Annotated in this window: 15 protein-coding genes and 1 pseudogene; 9 read left to right on the top strand and 7 right to left on the bottom strand. The window is 74.4% G+C overall.

Annotated elements, in window-relative coordinates:
* A partial coding sequence (locus JWR81_RS29970; protein ID WP_297660507.1) for a transglycosylase domain-containing protein occupies window positions 1-2,368 on the bottom strand: 2,368 nt, incomplete at its 3' end.
* A 110-nt stretch (window positions 2,369-2,478) separates the two neighbouring features.
* Between JWR81_RS29970 and JWR81_RS29965 the strand changes: the two genes are divergently transcribed.
* Window positions 2,479-2,859, top strand: coding sequence for a WhiB family transcriptional regulator (locus tag JWR81_RS29965; protein WP_297660504.1), 381 nt, complete (start codon window positions 2,479-2,481; stop codon window positions 2,857-2,859).
* 18 nt (window positions 2,860-2,877) lie between these two features.
* Here JWR81_RS29965 and JWR81_RS29960 read toward each other — a convergent pair whose 3' ends face one another.
* Window positions 2,878-4,032: an ArsA family ATPase gene (locus tag JWR81_RS29960; protein ID WP_297660501.1), complete on the bottom strand. Its 1,155-nt coding sequence runs from the start codon at window positions 4,030-4,032 to the stop codon at window positions 2,878-2,880.
* Window positions 4,029-5,054, bottom strand: a complete 1,026-nt coding sequence (locus JWR81_RS29955; protein WP_297660498.1) for an ArsA-related P-loop ATPase — start codon at window positions 5,052-5,054, stop codon at window positions 4,029-4,031. The genes JWR81_RS29960 and JWR81_RS29955 overlap by 4 nt, the downstream gene beginning before the upstream one ends.
* 148 nt (window positions 5,055-5,202) lie before the next feature.
* Here JWR81_RS29955 and JWR81_RS29950 point away from each other — a divergent pair, with 148 nt between their 5' ends.
* From JWR81_RS29950 to JWR81_RS29935, 4 genes are all read left to right on the top strand, one after another.
* A complete protein-coding gene (locus JWR81_RS29950; protein ID WP_297660495.1) occupies window positions 5,203-5,376 on the top strand; it encodes a hypothetical protein in 174 nt (57 codons plus the stop codon).
* A gap of 73 nt (window positions 5,377-5,449) precedes the next feature.
* Entirely contained in the window at window positions 5,450-5,911 is a 462-nt protein-coding gene (locus tag JWR81_RS29945; protein WP_297660492.1) for a RidA family protein, read from the top strand.
* Entirely contained in the window at window positions 5,908-6,504 is a 597-nt protein-coding gene (locus tag JWR81_RS29940; protein WP_297660489.1) for a hypothetical protein, read from the top strand. Before JWR81_RS29945 ends, JWR81_RS29940 begins: the two co-directional genes overlap by 4 nt.
* A gap of 23 nt (window positions 6,505-6,527) precedes the next feature.
* A complete protein-coding gene (locus tag JWR81_RS29935; RefSeq protein WP_297660486.1) occupies window positions 6,528-8,897 on the top strand; it encodes a hypothetical protein in 2,370 nt (789 codons plus the stop codon).
* Between the two features lie 25 nt (window positions 8,898-8,922).
* Here JWR81_RS29935 and JWR81_RS29930 read toward each other — a convergent pair whose 3' ends face one another.
* A complete protein-coding gene (locus JWR81_RS29930; protein WP_297660484.1) occupies window positions 8,923-9,822 on the bottom strand; it encodes a Gfo/Idh/MocA family oxidoreductase in 900 nt (299 codons plus the stop codon).
* A gap of 29 nt (window positions 9,823-9,851) precedes the next feature.
* Here JWR81_RS29930 and JWR81_RS29925 point away from each other — a divergent pair, with 29 nt between their 5' ends.
* Window positions 9,852-10,655: an NUDIX hydrolase gene (locus tag JWR81_RS29925; RefSeq protein ID WP_297660481.1), complete on the top strand. Its 804-nt coding sequence runs from the start codon at window positions 9,852-9,854 to the stop codon at window positions 10,653-10,655.
* Between the two features lie 73 nt (window positions 10,656-10,728).
* Window positions 10,729-11,550, top strand: a complete 822-nt coding sequence (locus tag JWR81_RS29920; RefSeq protein ID WP_297660478.1) for an MBL fold metallo-hydrolase — start codon at window positions 10,729-10,731, stop codon at window positions 11,548-11,550.
* Window positions 11,551-11,566: 16 nt separating this feature from the next.
* Here JWR81_RS29920 and JWR81_RS29915 read toward each other — a convergent pair whose 3' ends face one another.
* The 3 genes from JWR81_RS29915 to JWR81_RS29905 all read right to left on the bottom strand — a co-directional run bounded on the left by JWR81_RS29915 (window position 11,567) and on the right by JWR81_RS29905 (window position 13,991).
* Window positions 11,567-12,817, bottom strand: coding sequence for an MFS transporter (locus tag JWR81_RS29915; RefSeq protein WP_297660475.1), 1,251 nt, complete (start codon window positions 12,815-12,817; stop codon window positions 11,567-11,569).
* A gap of 106 nt (window positions 12,818-12,923) precedes the next feature.
* Window positions 12,924-13,598, bottom strand: a complete 675-nt coding sequence (locus tag JWR81_RS29910; protein ID WP_297660472.1) for a Crp/Fnr family transcriptional regulator — start codon at window positions 13,596-13,598, stop codon at window positions 12,924-12,926.
* Window positions 13,599-13,739: 141 nt separating this feature from the next.
* The gene (locus JWR81_RS29905) at window positions 13,740-13,991 is read right to left on the bottom strand and encodes a hypothetical protein (protein WP_297660469.1); all 252 of its coding nucleotides are present in this window, start codon (window positions 13,989-13,991) and stop codon (window positions 13,740-13,742) included.
* A 263-nt stretch (window positions 13,992-14,254) separates the two neighbouring features.
* Here JWR81_RS29905 and nth point away from each other — a divergent pair, with 263 nt between their 5' ends.
* Window positions 14,255-14,986 (top strand): endonuclease III, encoded by a 732-nt coding sequence (gene nth / locus JWR81_RS29900; protein ID WP_297660512.1) that lies wholly within the window; start codon window positions 14,255-14,257, stop codon window positions 14,984-14,986.
* Window positions 14,983-15,268: pseudogene (locus tag JWR81_RS29895) on the top strand (hypothetical protein); the annotation flags it as partial. The gene nth and the pseudogene JWR81_RS29895, both read left to right, overlap by 4 nt.

The raw sequence follows: 15,268 nt of genomic DNA, 5'->3' as shown, positions 1-15,268 counted from the left end.
CGGGTGGTGCGCCGTCCGGGCCGGCCGGGGGGACCGCGCCGGGGGGCTGGTCGGTGCCGGGGGCCGGGGGCGGCGGGGGCACCGAGCCGCTGCTGACGCTCAGCACGATCGTCTCGCCCGGCAGCGCCGTGCCGCGGGGGCTCTGCCCGATCACGGTGCCGCGCGCCGCTGCGTTGTCGACGGAGCGGGTGGTGACCTTCCAGCTCGCCCGTTCGAGCACCGCCCGGGCGTCGTTCACGCCGCGGCCCACCACGTCCGGGACGCGCGTGGCGGCGCCGCCCTCGAGGAAGCGGTCGTCGGTTGCGGGCAGCGGGAGGACCGGCTGGCCGTCGAGGATCGGCTTCATCGCGCCGAACCACGTCTCGGCGGGTGTCTTGCCACCGAAGATGTTGCCGCTGCGGCAGGCGAAGGGTGCGCCGGCGCCGTCGCAGAGGGGCCTGGGCGAGTTGGAGTTGTCGAAGGTGATCACCGCACCCGCGAGGTTCGGCAGGATGCCGACGAACGCCGCCGACTTGTGCTGCTGGGTGGTGCCGGTCTTGCCGCCCATCGGACGGTTCCAGCCGACCTGGCGCGCCGCAGCCGCCGAGGTACCGCCCGTGTCGTCCTTGCTCAGGCCGACGAGCAGCGTGTTGGCCAGCGCCGGCTCGACGGCCTGGTTGCAGGGCGCCTCGGTGATCGGGACGGGCCTGCCGGTCTGGTCGGTGACGGAGTCGACGGGGCTGGGCGGGCACCACATGCCGCTGCTCGCGAGCGTGGCGCCGACGTTGGACAGCTCCAGCACGCTGGTCGGGCTCACGCCGAGCGTGAACGACGCCTGCTTCTGCGCCTTGGTGACCTCGGCGATGGAGCGGTCGGTGCGCTGCCCGGTGGACGGGTCGACGAACGGGGTGGTGGCCAGTGACTTCATGCCCAGCCGCACCGCCATGTCGACGACGTCGGGCACGCCGGTGAACTCCTCGAGCTTGACGAACCCGGTGTTCGGCGACTGCGCGAGAGCATCCTGCAGGGACATCCGCTCGGGATAGTTGCCGGCGTTCTTGACCGGGATCGGGCGCCCGTTGCCGTCGAGGTAGATGGGGGAGGCGTAGCCGCTCGGCGGCACGGCCATCTGGTAGTTGATGCCGAGCCCCTTCTCCAGCGCCGTGGCAGCGGTGAAGATCTTGTAGGTGGATCCGGCGCCGAGGTTGACCGGCTCGTAGGGCAGGCCGTAGCTGGTCTCGAGCTTGTCGGCGTCGAGGCCGAAGGTGCGGTTGGACGCCATCGCCACGACGCGGTGCCTGGTCTGCCCGGGCTGCACCACCGACATGACGTCGGCGACGTTGGGCTGCATGGGCGGCACCTCGCTGTCGAGCGACGCCTTGACCTTGTTGAGGACGTCGCGGTCGAGCGAGGTCTTGATCACGAGGCCGCCGCGCGTGAGCTGGTCCTCGGAGAGCCCGGCCTCGATCAGGTAGCTCTGCACGTACTTGCAGAAGAAACCGGCGCCGCCCGCGCCGATGCAGCCGCTGGGCTGCGTGACCAGCGGGTTCGCGATGCCGAGCGGCGAGCCCAGCGCGGTGCGCAGCTGCTGGTCGTCGATCATCTGCTGGTCACGCATCGCCTGGATGACGGTGTTGCGCCGGTCGAGCGAGGCCTGCGGCTTGCTCACCGGGTCGTACGCCGTGGTGCTGCGCACCATGCCGGCGAGCATCGCGGCCTGCGGCACGTTGAGCTTGGCCGCGGTGGTGTTGAAGTACGTGCGCGCCGCCGCCTCGATGCCCGCCGCCCCGTTGCCGAACGAGACGATGTTCAGGTAGCGGGTGAGGATGTCCTCCTTGCCCAGGTTGCGCTCCATCTGCAGCGCGATCTGAGCCTCCTTGAGCTTGCGCGCGGGCGTCTGCTCGGTGGCCTTGAGCCGGTCGGTCTCGGTCTTGGCGTCGACGTAGAGGAAGTAGTTCTTCACGTACTGCTGCGTGAGCGTGGACGCGCCCTGCACGACGTCGCCCGAGGCGGAGTTGGCCACGAGCGCGCGGATCGTGCCCTGCCAGTCGACGCCGTTGTGCTGGTAGAACCGGCGGTCCTCGATGGCCACGATGGCGGCCTTCATCGCCGGCGAGATCTGCTGCGACGTGACGGCCTGGCGGTTCTGGTTCGGGTCGAAGAACCGCGCGAACGGTACGCCCGCCGAGTCGGTGAGGACGGTGGTCTCGGGCAGCGGACCGTCGACGACGTCCGTGGAGACGGTGGTGACGCTGTCGCCCGCGTCGTTGGACACCAGCCCCAGTCCCGCCGTGGCCGGGAACGCGATGCCCGCGGTCAGCAGCCCCGCGACCACGCTGAGTCCGAGCAACAGGCCGACGGGCCGCACGTATCGCCGGGGAGAGCTCACGAAAGAGCAGGGTACGCGGAACCGGGTGATTGTCCCGTCAGGTACTAGATGAGTACTTTTGCTCCGTGCCGGGTGGAACCTCCGGCTTCCAGAATCCGTCTGTGCTGGTCATGAGAAGTGCTTCGACGGATTCGGGAGCAACGGTGGCGGGTCGGTGGAACTGGAGGACGGCGGCCCGGTGCCGCACGGTGGACGCCGAGGGGCTGTTCGTCACCGGCGCGTTGCAGCGGGAGGCCCGGCAGTTCTGCCGCACGTGCCCGGTGCGCACCGAGTGTCTCGCCCATGCGCTGGACCAGCGCGTCGAGTTCGGCGTGTGGGGCGGGATGACCGAGCGCGAGCGACGGGCGCTGCTGCGGGCCCGGCCGGACGTCACGTCGTGGGCCGACCTGCTGTCGGACGCCCGCGCGGCCCACTACGCATCGGCCGCGGACGAGACGGCCGCCCACCTGGCCGAGGTGGACGACCATCCGCCGCTGCACGAGTCGGCGTGACGGCGCGGGCGGCGCGCGTCAGCGGGCCTCGCGCAGCGGCAGCCTCTGCCGGTCCGGCCCGCCGTCGGCGAGGCGGGCGCCGATCTCGCGCAGGCCGTCGAGGTCGCCCACCTCCGACACCACCGGCACGCGGGTCACGGCCACGGTCGGGTGGGCGCCGGTGAAGCGCGCGAGCAGGCTCTCCTCGCGACCGGCGAGGTCGACGCGGTCGGCGTGCAGCCGCAGCACGGCCGCGGCCAACGGGGTGCCGCGCAGCTCGTCGGCCACGTTGCGGGCCTTCCCCGCCGAGAGGTCCGCGAGCACGGGATGGGTGCGGTTGAGCACCAGCCCGGCCAGCGGCATCTCCTCCGCCGAGAGCCGGTCGACGAAGTAGGCGGCCTCGCGCAGCGCGTCGGGCTCGGGGGCGGCCACCACGACGAACGCGGTGCCCGGCGACCGGAGCAGCTCGTAGGTGGCGGTGGCGCGCTCGCGGAAGCCGCCGAACATCGTGTCGAACGCCTGCACGAACGCCGACGCGTCGGTGAGCAGCTGCCCGCCGAGGATCGTGGACACCGCCTTCGCGAACAGCGCGAACGCCCCGCCGACGAGCTTGCGCAGCCCCTTGCCGCCCGCCCGGGCCGGCGAGGAGAGCAGCCGGATCATGCGGCCGTCGAGGAACGTGGACATACGCTGCGGGGCGTCGAGGAAGTCGAGTGCCGAGCGCGACGGGGGCGTGTCCACCACCACGAGGTCCCACTCGCCGGTGGCCACGAGCTGCCCCAGCTTCTCCATCGCCATGTACTCCTGCGTCCCGGAGAACGACGAGGAGATGGTCTGGTAGAAGGGGTTGGCGATGATCGACTCGGCGCGGCCGGGCTCCGCGTGCGTCTCCACCATCTGGTCGAAGGTGCGGCGCATGTCGAGCATCATCGCGTCGAGATCACCGTCCGCCGCATCGACGCGGCGGGGCTCGTTTCCGAGGATCTCCAGGCCCAGGGCCTGCGCGAGGCGCTTCGCCGGGTCGATCGTGAGCACCACGACGCGGCGGCCGCGCTCGGCGGCGCGCACGGCGAGCGCGGCCGACGTGGTGGTCTTGCCGACCCCGCCCGAGCCGCAGCAGACGATCACGCGGGTGGTGCGGTCGTCGAGCAGCGCGTCGACGTCGAGGACGGCCGGGGTCTTCACGGCGCTCATGCCGGCACCTCCGACCCTGCGCCGACGCCCTGCTCGTGGAGGGTGTCGGCCAGCTCGTAGAGCGATCCGAGGTCGACGCCGCCGATCAGCCGCGGCAGCTCGAGGCGGCCGAGCGGGACGGCGGGCTCGGCGTCCAGCCGGGCCAGCGCCACGCTCTCGGCGTGCACGCGCTGCGCGTGCTCCACCGTCTCGGCCACCAGGCCGTCGATCACGTCGGGAGTCAGGTCGAGGCCGGCCGAGGCGAGGCCGGCGCGGATGCGCGCGGCATCCACGCGGCCCCCGGCCGCGGCGGCGACGGACCGGTCGGGCAGCCACTGCGGGCGCACCTGGTTGGCGATCACCGCACCCGGCCGCAGCCCCGCGGCCACCAGCTCGTCCACGGTCTCCAGGGTCTCGGTCACGGGCAGCTCCTCCAGCAGCGTCACCACGTGCACCGCGGTGAGCGGGGAGTGCAGCACCTTGACGACCCCCTCGGCCTGGGTGTGGATGGGGCCGCTCTTCGCAAGGTCGGCCATGGCCTTGGTGACGTCGAGGAAGCTCACGACACGGCCGGTGGGCGGGGCGTCGAGCACCACGGCGTCGTAGACGGGGCGGCCGTCGGCGTCCTTGCGGTTGACGCACTCCTTCGCCTTGCCGGTGAGCAGGACGTCACGCAGGCCGGGGGCGAGCGTCGTGGCGAACTCGACGGCGCCCATGCGCTTGAGGGTCCGGCCGGCCATCCCGAGCCGGTAGAACAGCTCGAAGTACTCCAGCAGCGCGGCCTCGGCGTCCACGGCCAGCGCGCGCACCTCGCCGCCGCCCGGCGCCACCGCGATCTTGCGCTCCTCGTAGGGGAGCGGCGGGGTGTCGAAGAGCTGGGCGATGCCCTGGCGGCCCTCCACCTCGATCAGCAGGGTGCGCTTGCCGCCCGTCGCGAGAGCGAGGGCCAGGGCCGCGGCCACCGTGGTCTTGCCGGTGCCCCCCTTGCCTGTCACGACGTGGAGGCGGGCGGCCGACGACGCCGCAGGCCAGGAAGGTGTCACCGGAACAGGTTACGAGGGAGTAGGCCCACCGGCCGCCCGAACCGGGTGAGGCGCTGGCTACAGTCCTGTTCATGAGCGAGCGCAGCGAGCGAATCATCGGCACGGCGCTTCCGCGAAGCGGTCGGCCGAGCGTCAGCGAGGCCGTGCGATGAGCTCCCCCGGCATCACGAAGTGGGAATACCTCACCGCTCCGGTCCTGATCCACAGCACCCAGGCGATCCTCAACAACTTCGGCCGTGACGGCTGGGAGCTGGTGGCGGTCACCGCGGGAGCCACCGGTGAGCAGTTGGTGGCGTGGTTCAAGCGTCCGGTGCAGTCGTGAGCGAGCCTGCGAGCTCACCGTCGGACACAGCAGCCCGGCGAACGAGGCCGACGAGCGCCGGCGAGGAGGACTCATGAGCTCGCCGACCACGCGCCTGGCCGAGCTCGGCATCACCCTGCCCGCGGTCGCGGCACCGGCCGGGGCGTACATCCCGGCCCGGCGCAGCGGATCCCTGGTGTTCACCGCAGGCCAGGTGCCGTTCGTCGACGGGAAGCTGCCCGCCACGGGCAAGGTCGGAGCCGAGGTCGACGCCAACACCGCCTACAACCTGGCCCGGATCTGTGCCCTCAACGCGCTCGCCGCGATCGACGCCCTCGTCGGTCTCGACACCGTCACCGGCGTGGTCAAGGTCGTCGGCTTCGTGGCGTCGGCGCCCGGGTTCACCGGCCAGCCCGGCGTGATCAACGGGGCGTCCGACGTGCTCGGCGAGATCTTCGGCGTCGCCGGCAAGCACGCGCGATCGGCCGTCGGCGTGGCCGAGCTGCCGATCGGCGCCCCGGTGGAAGTGGAGCTCATCGTCGAGGTCACGGGATGACTCCCCAGCCGGAGCAGGCGGGCCACGAGCTGCTCGTGCGCCTGGCCGGACGGCTGCCCGACGAGCTGCTGTGGCGGCTGCGCGACTGGCTCGCCGCGGGCGCCCACGACTCGGTCGCCGCCGTGCTGCCCCGCGAGCTGCTGCGGCACCGCGTGGCCCTGGACGACGACGAGCGCGAGCTGCTCGTGGCGTCCGCGGGGGAGTGGGGGGCGTCGCACCGCCTGCTCGACGCCGTGCTGCCGCTGCCCGCCCCGGACGACACCACGGCCGTCTTCCGCACCGAGCCCGACGTCGACCAGGCCGCGCTGAGCGTCCTCGCCGTGGTCAGGGGCCATTCCGGCTGCATCGAGCTGCGCCAGGCGTGGCGTTCCGGCCCGCGTAGCGAGCAGCGTGTCGTGCTCGTGCACGGCGCCGACCGGCCGTGGGAGCTCACCGGCACGCTGCAGCGCGTGCTGCGGGCCCACGGCGACCGCACACCGTGCGTGGAGGTTCTCCCGCCGCACGGGGAACCCCCCGCCTATCACCAGGCCGCCATCATCGGATCGGCCCCGCTGTGGCGCTCGCCGGCGATGGCGGCGCCCGCAGGGACCTGATGACACCGACCGGAGGAGGTCACGTGAACGGGACGTCGACTCACGACCTGCTGCTCGCACTGGCCGGCCGGATGGACGACGACATGCTGGCCTGGGCGCGCGAGCTCGTGGCCGTCGGAGAGGACACGCGGGCCGTCGAGCTGGTCGCCGCAGGCCTCGCCGCGGACAGGGTCGCGCTGCCCACGACCCTGCGCAGCGCGCTGGTCGACGCGGCCGGTGCCCTGCGCACCGATCTCGACGCCGCCGCCGCGCTGGCCCCGGCCACGTCCGACGATGACACCTCCGACTACACCGAGCACCGCTTCACGGCCACGCACCCGCGGACCGGGGAGCGGGTCGCGGCCGCCGTGCGCGCGCTGCCCGCCCGGCTGCTCGATGGCGCCCGCGTGCTCCTGACCTGGCGGCTCACGCCCGCCGGGGCCGCCCCCGGGCCGCTGCCGCACCCCGTGGTCCTCGTCGAGGTCGAGCCGGGCGGACGGCCGTGCGACGTCCTCGCCTACCAGCTCTCCGTGGCGCTGGACCGCTCCGGAGTGGTCGCGTCCGTCGAGGTGCTGGCCACCGACCGGCCGCTGTCGGCCTACCACGCCGCCGCCCGCGACGAGGCCCGCCCGGTGGACGCCGACACGACGCCGCAGCCGCTCGTCGAGGCGCTCGTCGAGCCGCTTGTCGAGGAGGCCGGCGAGGCGCCGACGTGGTCGGCCGACGGGCTGTTCGGGGCGGCGCCGGTCGTCGAGCTCCCCACCCGCGCGGAGGCCGAGCCCGCCGAGGAGCCGACGGACCCGTCGCCGTTCGCAGACCTCCCCGCCGTCGTCGACGCCCCCGGTGGCCACGCCCGCCCCGACGACGAGCCGGACGCCGACGCGGCCGCCACCGATCCCACGGGCGAGCGCACCGCGGCGTTCCTCGACGCGGCTGAGCGCCCCGGGCCACGGCCGGTCCCGCTGCGCCCCACCACCGACGGCGGCCGCAGGCGCCGGGCCCCCGACACCGACCCGGAGCCGCGCCCCACGCCACGGCCGCAGGAGCGGCGCGCACCCGTCGTCACCCCGCTCTCCCGGTCCGGGCTCCCCAGCCCCGTGCCGCTCGTGCGCCGCGACGGGAGCAGGCCCCGGCCGCTCATGCCGGTCTCGGAGATCCCGCCGCTCGACCGCGGCACCGACGAGGACGAGGCGGGCCCGGTCGGGAGCCGCTTCCAGGACGACGAGATCGGTCAGATCCCGGCCCCCACCGACACCCCGATGTTCCGCTCGATGCAGGACCCGTTGAGCGGGCCGCTCCGCGCGCCCCTGCTGGCTCCGCTGCTCGACACCACGCCCCACGACGCCGTCCCGGGCGACGCCGTGCCCGACGACGACGCCGCGGACGACGTCCTCCACGAGGCCGACGAGCGCTGGTCCCACGGCCCCGACGGGGGCGAGGACGACGAGGACCCGTTCGGGTTCCACGGCATCAGCCCGCTCGCTCCCGACGCCCCGGCCGGGTGGCGCGTGACCACCGAACCCCCGGTGCGCCACACGTCCGTCGAGGACCGGTGGGCCACGGAGTGGGCGTCCGGGGACTGGGCGCTCTCGGCCACCGACCTGGGTGACCGGCCCGCCGCGCAGGACGACCCGGCCACCGATCGCCCGCTCGTTGCCGACGCCCCGGCCGCCGGACCGCAGGACGACGACCACGTCGACCAGGGCCGGAGCGACCGGCGCGTGGACGTCCGGGACGAGCGGACCCGCGAGAACCGGGCTCACGACGAACCGGGCCTCGGGGATCTGGGGAAAGGCCTGCACGAGGACGTGGCCGTCAGCAGGGACACCGCCGACCGCACCGGCGACGGCTGGATCGGCGTCGATCGCACCGCGGACAAGCGCGCTCCCGAAGACCGCCCCCGCGACGACACCCCCCGCACCCCGCACCCCCTCACCGAGGTGCCGCCGCCCGTCGTCGAACGCCTGCCGGAGCCGCGCCGGATCACTCCGCCCGCACCGGACCCGGTGCCCGGGCCCCCTCCGCCGAACGGCTCACCCGAGACCTACGGGCCACCGCCCGAGCCGCCACGGCGCCCGCTGCCGAGCCCGGCCGCGGCGCAGGTCGTCCCGCCGGCCCCGGAGTCCGAGCCCCGTGGCCCGCGGTCCGACCCGCTGGCCCGGCTCAGCGACGCCGACCGCGAGCTACTGGCGCGCCTGCAGTCCGAGCTGGGCACCACCGGCCGTCCGCGGAACTCCCGGCGGGCCGGCGTGGCACCCACCAACGGCGCGAACGGCCCGAACGGCAGCGGCACCAACGGCTCCGGCCCGAACGGCGGCGGCACCAACGGCAGCGGCACCAACGGCTCCGGTGGCCCGAACGGCACCGGGCCGGCCCCGCAACACCGCTCCGACCCGCCCGACCTCGCCGGCTGAGCGGGGCGGGTCGCCGCGGGCCGGGTCAGAGGGCCAGTGCCCGGACCTCGGCGAGGATCTCCTGCAGCCGCAGGCCGCGGGCCGCGTCCAGCGCCGGGGCGGCACCCTCGCCCCGCACGGCCGCGACCATCTCGTCGAGCAGCCGGGCGTAGCTCTCCCGGGCGTCCCAGACCCGTCCGGGCAGGCGATGGCGGCCCGCGCCGCCGAAGACGGTGAACTCGGTCTCGGACGGGTCCACCGGCAGCCGCAGCGACGTCGTGACGGTGCTCAGCGCCCCACCGGCGTGCTCGAGCCCGAAGCGCCACAGGTCGGGCTCGTCGTACCGGGCCCAGCCGACACCGGTGACGGGCCCGAGCGCGGCGTCGAGCAGGTCGACGAGGTGCGGCCCGACGTCGAGCAGCGCCCCCTCCTCGGCCCGCCACGGCGACGCCGCGTAGGGGCCGCCGAGCAGGGCACCGGAGAGCCAGCGGGCCGAGCCCACCGTGTCGGACCCCGGCGGGGCGGACGGCATCCCGGCCAGCCACTGCTGCACGTCGGGGGCATGGCGCAGCGTCAGCACCACCGACGACCGGACGCCCGCAGCGCGCACCGCGTCGGCGACGGCTCGCGCCTCCTCGACGGTCGCGGCCACCGGCTTCTCCAGCACGAGATGGCGCCCGGCGCCCGCGGCCCGCACGGCCAGCTCGCCCTGGATCCGCGGCGGCACGGCGAACGCGACGACGTCGACATCCGCGATGAGGGCGTCGACGCCGGGGTAGGAGGTGGTGCGGAACGCCGCGGCGAGCTCGTCCGCCTGCTCGGGGCGGCGCGTCCACACCCCGGTGAGCTCCGTGGCTGGGTGCGCCGTGATCGAGGGGGCGTGCACCCCGGCCGCCCACGGGCCGCCTCCGACGAGCCCGACGCGCACGAGATCCACGGGCCCCATCCTGCCGGGGAGGGAGTTATGGTCCGGCGGTGCCCTCCGAGCCCGTCGTCGCGAAGCCGGCGGCCACCGTGCTGCTGGTCCGCGACGACCCCCAGCCCCCGTCCGGCCACCCCCCACTACAGGTGTTCCTGCAACGGCGGGTGGCGGGCATGGCGTTCGCCGGCGGTATGACGGTGTTCCCCGGCGGCGGCGTGGACCCCTCCGACGTCCCCGATCCGGGCGCCTGGAGCGGGCCGACGCCCGAGGAGTGGGGCGAACGGCTCGACTGCGACGCCGCGCTCGCCGGGGCGCTCGTGTCCGCGGCCGTGCGCGAGACGTTCGAGGAGTGCGGGGTGCTGCTGGCCGGCCCCGGCACCCCACCCCGGCACGAGCGGGAGGCGCTCGTCGCGCGCCGCCGGACGCTCGCGAAGGTGCTCGCCGACGCCGGGCTGGTGCTGCGCTCGGACCTGCTGACGGCGTGGGCGCGCTGGATCACCCCGCCGCAGTCGCCCAAGCGCTACGACACCGCGTTCTTCGTCGCGCGTGTGCCCGAGGGGCAGGAGGCCGACGCCCACACCACCGAGGCCGTCGAGGCCGGCTGGTGGCACCCCACCGCCGCGCTGGACGCCTGGCAGCGCGGCGACATGCAGCTCCTCGCCCCGACGTTCACGACGCTGCGGGAGATCGGCGAGCACCCCGACGCCGCGTCGCTGCTCGCCGCGGCCGCGCAGCGCGTCGTCAAGCCGGTGATCCCGATGGTGCGGCGCGAGGGCGACCAGGTGGTGGTCGTGCTGCCCGGCGACCCCGGGTTCGAGACCGCCGAGATGCACCTGACCCCCGGAGGGAACTCATGACCGAGCTCGCGAGGTCACCGTTCAGCACAGCGGCCCGGGGCACTGCCTCGACGAGCGCCGGCGAGGAGATGCAGTGACCCACCCGCTCTACGAGGCGCTGCGCGCCGTCACGCCGCTGGCGTCCGTGCTGCTGGCGCGCAACCCGTCGCCGATGACGCTGGAGGGCACCAACACCTGGGTGCTGCGCGCGCCGGGCGTCGAGGAGTGCGTGGTGATCGACCCCGGCGACGAGGACGAGGAGCACCTGAAGCTCGTGGCCGCCCACGGGCCGGTCGCGCTCGTGCTGCTGACCCACCGCCACCACGACCACGCCGGCGGCGCGCGGACCTTCGCCGAGCTCACGGGAGCACCGGTCCGGGCGCTGGACCGTTCGCTCGTGCTGGGCTCCGAGGCCCTCGGCGACGGCGACGTGGTGGCCGCCGCCGGCGTCGAGCTGCGGGTGGTGCACACGCCGGGGCACACGTCCGACTCGCTGTCGTTCCTGCTCGACGGGCCCACCGAAGGGCCGCTCACGGGCCCGGGCATCGGCACTTCGCCCGGTCCGGTGGTGCTCACCGGCGACACGATCCTGGGCCGTGGCACCACGGTCATCGCCCACCCGGACGGCACGCTGGGCCCCTACCTGGACTCGCTGCGCCGCCTGGCCGACCTGGCGCCCGGCACCGTCGTGCTGCCCGGGCACGGCCCCGAGCTGCCCGACGCATCGGCGGTGGCCGCCGCCTACCTCGCCCACCGCGAGCAGCGGCTCGAACAGGTGCGGGACGCGCTCACGCAGCTCGGTCCGGACGCGTCCGCCCGTGCGGTGGTGGAGCTGGTCTACGCCGACGTCGACGAGGCGCTGTGGCCCGCGGCCGAGCTGTCGGTACGGGCCCAGCTGGAGCACCTGCGCGTCTGAGAGGGTCGTGCAGGCGTCAGCCGCGCGTCAGGGCCGGCTCGCGGCGGGCGGGTGCGGGGGCGTGGAAGCTGCCGCGGCGCAGCCAGAGGACCACCGCCACCACCAGGCCCGCCGTCCCGCCCGCCAGGAACGCGCCGGCGGGCCCCCGCGCGTCGACGACGATGCCGGCCACCGACTGCCCCGCCGACAGCCCGAGCGTGGCGGCCGTGACGACCCAGCCGAAGGCCTCCGTGGCGGTCCCCGCGGGCGCCACCTCCTCCACCCCGAGCGACTGCGCGGTGACCTGGGGCGTGATCGTCGAGCCGGCGAGCAGCATCGCCACCACGAGCACCGGGATCGAGCCGAGCGGGCCGGTGAGCGCCATCGCCGCGACGCACACGCCGAACACGCCGAGCAGGACGGGCATCCGCAGGTGCAGAGGCCGCGGCCAGGGCCGCAACGAGTACAGCACCCCGGCGAGCACGGACGCGACCGACCAGGCCGACAGCAGCACCCCGCCCATCGCGGGTGAGCCCGCCTCGGCCGTGACGGCCGGGACCCCGACCTCCACCGTGCCGATGACCAGCCCGAACCCCAGCGACGCCAGCGCCACCGTCCGCATCCCGGGGCGGGCCAGCGCCCCCAGCAGCCCGACCGACGGACCGCGCGGACCCGGCTCCTGCGTCCGCACCGGACGGCTCAGGGCGAACGCCGTGGAGCCCAGCGCCATGGCCGTCACCGCGACGGCGACGCCGGTGCCCGGCCACGGGGCCGCGACGAGGAACGCAGCGGCGGCCGGGCCGAGGATGAAGAAGACCTCCAGGCTGATGGCCTCGTAGCTGAACGCGGCGTCCCGGCGCGGCCCCGCGGGCACGAGAACCACCCACAGCGCACGGGACGCCCCCGGCAGCGCGGGCTGAACGAGCCCGCCCAGCACCGCGAGCAGCACCACCAGCACCAGCGACGCGCCGGACTGCACGGCGAGGACGAGCGCCGCCTCGGCCATCGCGAACAGCGCGGTGGCCAGCAGCAGGGGACGCGTCGGCCCGACCCGGTCCATGAGCCTGCCCTGCGCCACCGAACCCAGCGAGACCCCGGCCAGCATGCCGGCCGACACGAGCCCGGCCGCCGCGAACGAGCCCGTGGCGCGCTGGACGTACAGCAGTGTGGCGAGCCCGACCATGGCGATCGGGAACCGCCCGAGGGCGGACGCGAGCGCAGGGATGAGTGCCCCGGGCGAGGTCAGGGCCGCACGGTAGTCGGCGGGGGATGCGGACGAGGAGGACACGCCGACAAGGATCGCACAGTCTGGTACGCACGTACCACTTTCCTGCGCCGGACGCGGCGAAGGGCACCTCCCACGTGGGGAGATGCCCTTCGGAAGGGTGCGGGTCCTACCGGGCCCGGCGGGCCAGCCGCTCGGGCTCCAGGATCAGCACGCTCTTGCCCTCGAGCCGCAGCCAGCCGCGGTGGGCGAAGTCGGCGAGCGCCTTGTTGACCGTCTCGCGGGAGGCGCCGACGAGCTGGGCGATCTCCTCCTGCGTGAGGTCGTGCGTGACGCGCAGCAGGCCCGACTCCTGCGACCCGAACTGGCGCGCGAGCTGCAGCAGCGACTTGGCCACCCGCCCGGGCACATCGGTGAAGATCAGGTCGGCGAGCATGTTGTTGGTGCGCCGCAGCCGGCGGGCGAGCACCCGCAGCAGCTGCTCGGCGATCTCCGGGCGCTTGCCGATCCACTCGCGCAGCGCGGCGCGGTCCATCGTGTAGGCGCGGACCTCGGTGACGGCCGTGGCCGACGACGTGCGCGGGCCCGGGTCGAAGATCGACAGCTCTCCGAACATGTCGGACGGGCCGGCCACCATGAGTAGGTTCTCGCGCCCGTCCGGACTCTTGCGTCCGATCTTCACCTTGCCACTGCCGACGATGTAGAGACGGTCACCCGGCTCCCCCTCGGCGAAGATCACGTGCCCACGGGGGAACTCCGCGCTCTCCAACGCCTGCGCCAGGGCGTCCGCCGCGTGCGGCTCGACCCCCTGGAAGATCCCTGCGCGGATCAGAATCTCGTCCACTGCACCGCTCCTCGTCCCGGCCGCTGCCCCGCGGCGGATCACCGGCGCGCCAGTCTAGGGGCAACGTCCACAGTCTGTTACACCGCAAGGGCCGTTTCGTTTACACGAACGGCGGTATTGATGCCGCTCGTGCGCGGCGACTCACGCGGCCTTGCTCCGCTTGGCCGGTCGTCGCCCTCGGGTACCGCGGCTGCGCAGACGGAAGAGCTCCAGCGCGCGGCCCGTGCCCTGCCGGAACAGGGCCCGGACCTCCTCGGGACGTGGCTTGTGGAGCAGCTCGTCGAGCTCCTCGGTGCGCACGGTGGACTCCCGCAGCTTGGACTCCACACGCTCCATACCGAGCGCGAAGAACATCACCAGCAGCGGCACGAGGACGGACAACCAGGCAGTCATGTCGAGAGGAATCGTCTCGCACCCGCCCCCCGCCCGGCACGGCGGGGGGCGGTGCGCCACCATCCCGATATCGTTTCGTGACCTTTTCACGACTCTGCGTGATCGGCAGCGGGCGATCCGCGGTCTCGATCGGACCTGTCGGTGCCCCGCCGTACTCTCGGGGGGTGACCACGGCGCCCGATCTCACCCGGAACGCGGCACGTCTCGCCAAGCGGGTGGCCGCGGGTGAACCCGCACTGGGCCGCGCCCGCCGGGTGGGCCGGATGCTGCGCACGCTCGCCACCACCCACACCGACGCGCACTGCGAGCTCGACTTCCGCACGCCGCTCGAGCTGGCCGTGGCCACGATCCTGTCGGCGCAGAGCACCGACAAGCTGGTCAACACGGTCACGCCGGCGTTGTTCGCGCGCTACCCCACGGCTCTCGACTACGCGAAGGCCGATCGCGCCGAGCTCGAGACGATGATCCACAGCACCGGGTTCTTCCGGAACAAGGCGAGCTCGCTCATCGGGCTGGGCGCGGCCGTCGTCGAGAAGCACGACGGCGTGCTGCCGAACACACTCGACGAGCTGGTCAAGCTACCCGGCATCGGCCGCAAGACCGCCAACGTCATCCTCGGCAACGCCTTCGACATCCCGGGTATCACGGTCGACACCCACTTCGGCCGGCTCGTCCGCCGCTGGGCCTGGACGGACCTGGAGGATCCAGTCAAGGTCGAGCACGCCGTCGGCGAGCTGGTGCCCAAGCGGGACTGGACGATCGTGTCCCACCAGGTGATCTTCCACGGTCGCCGCGTCTGCCACGCCAAGAAGCCGGCGTGCGGGGCCTGCACCCTCGCCGCCGACTGCCCCTCCTACGGCATCGGCCCCACCGATCCGATGCTGGCCGCGGCGCTGGTCAAGGGCCCGTCGCGCCCGCACCTGCTGCAGCTGGTGGGCCTGCCGGTCGACGACGCCCCCGCCCAGGCCGGCGGCGAGGACCAGGACGCCCCGTGACCTCGCCCCTCGGGCAGCCCCCCACGGAGCCGCCCCCCACCGAGCGGTCCGGGCCGCGTCGCTCGGAGATCATCACCACCGTCGTCGTGGTCCTGCTCGTCGCGGCAGGGGTCTTCGCCCTGTGGCCGCGCAGCGCGTCCACGTCGGACCACCCGTCCACCTCGTCCGCGCAGGCGTCCGACGCGCCCGTCGCCGTCGCGGTCCCCGACGCCCAGCTCACCGCGCCCCGCGCCGCCGCCCGCCTCGAGCCCTGCCCCGAGGGCACCGGCTCCGCGGGAGCGG

Origin of the sequence: Pseudonocardia sp. (genome assembly GCF_025965585.1) — a bacterium.
Lineage (GTDB): Bacteria > Actinomycetota > Actinomycetes > Mycobacteriales > Pseudonocardiaceae > Pseudonocardia.
Note: the sequence above shows the minus strand (reverse complement) of the source record. Positions and strands in the feature narration are given on the sequence as shown.

What these genes read in the sequence shown, in the direction of transcription:
- JWR81_RS29965 (WP_297660504.1), top strand. Translation starts at nt 2,479, where the DNA reads ATGAGAAGTGCTTCGACGGATTCGGGAGCAACGGTGGCGGGTCGGTGG.
- JWR81_RS29960 (WP_297660501.1), bottom strand. Translation starts at nt 4,032, where the DNA reads ATGAGCGCCGTGAAGACCCCGGCCGTCCTCGACGTCGACGCGCTGCTC.
- JWR81_RS29950 (WP_297660495.1), top strand. Translation starts at nt 5,203, where the DNA reads ATGAGCTCCCCCGGCATCACGAAGTGGGAATACCTCACCGCTCCGGTC.
- JWR81_RS29945 (WP_297660492.1), top strand. Translation starts at nt 5,450, where the DNA reads ATGAGCTCGCCGACCACGCGCCTGGCCGAGCTCGGCATCACCCTGCCC.
- JWR81_RS29940 (WP_297660489.1), top strand. Translation starts at nt 5,908, where the DNA reads ATGACTCCCCAGCCGGAGCAGGCGGGCCACGAGCTGCTCGTGCGCCTG.
- JWR81_RS29930 (WP_297660484.1), bottom strand. Translation starts at nt 9,822, where the DNA reads ATGGGGCCCGTGGATCTCGTGCGCGTCGGGCTCGTCGGAGGCGGCCCG.
- JWR81_RS29905 (WP_297660469.1), bottom strand. Translation starts at nt 13,991, where the DNA reads ATGACTGCCTGGTTGTCCGTCCTCGTGCCGCTGCTGGTGATGTTCTTC.
- nth (WP_297660512.1), top strand. Translation starts at nt 14,255, where the DNA reads ATGCTGCGCACGCTCGCCACCACCCACACCGACGCGCACTGCGAGCTC.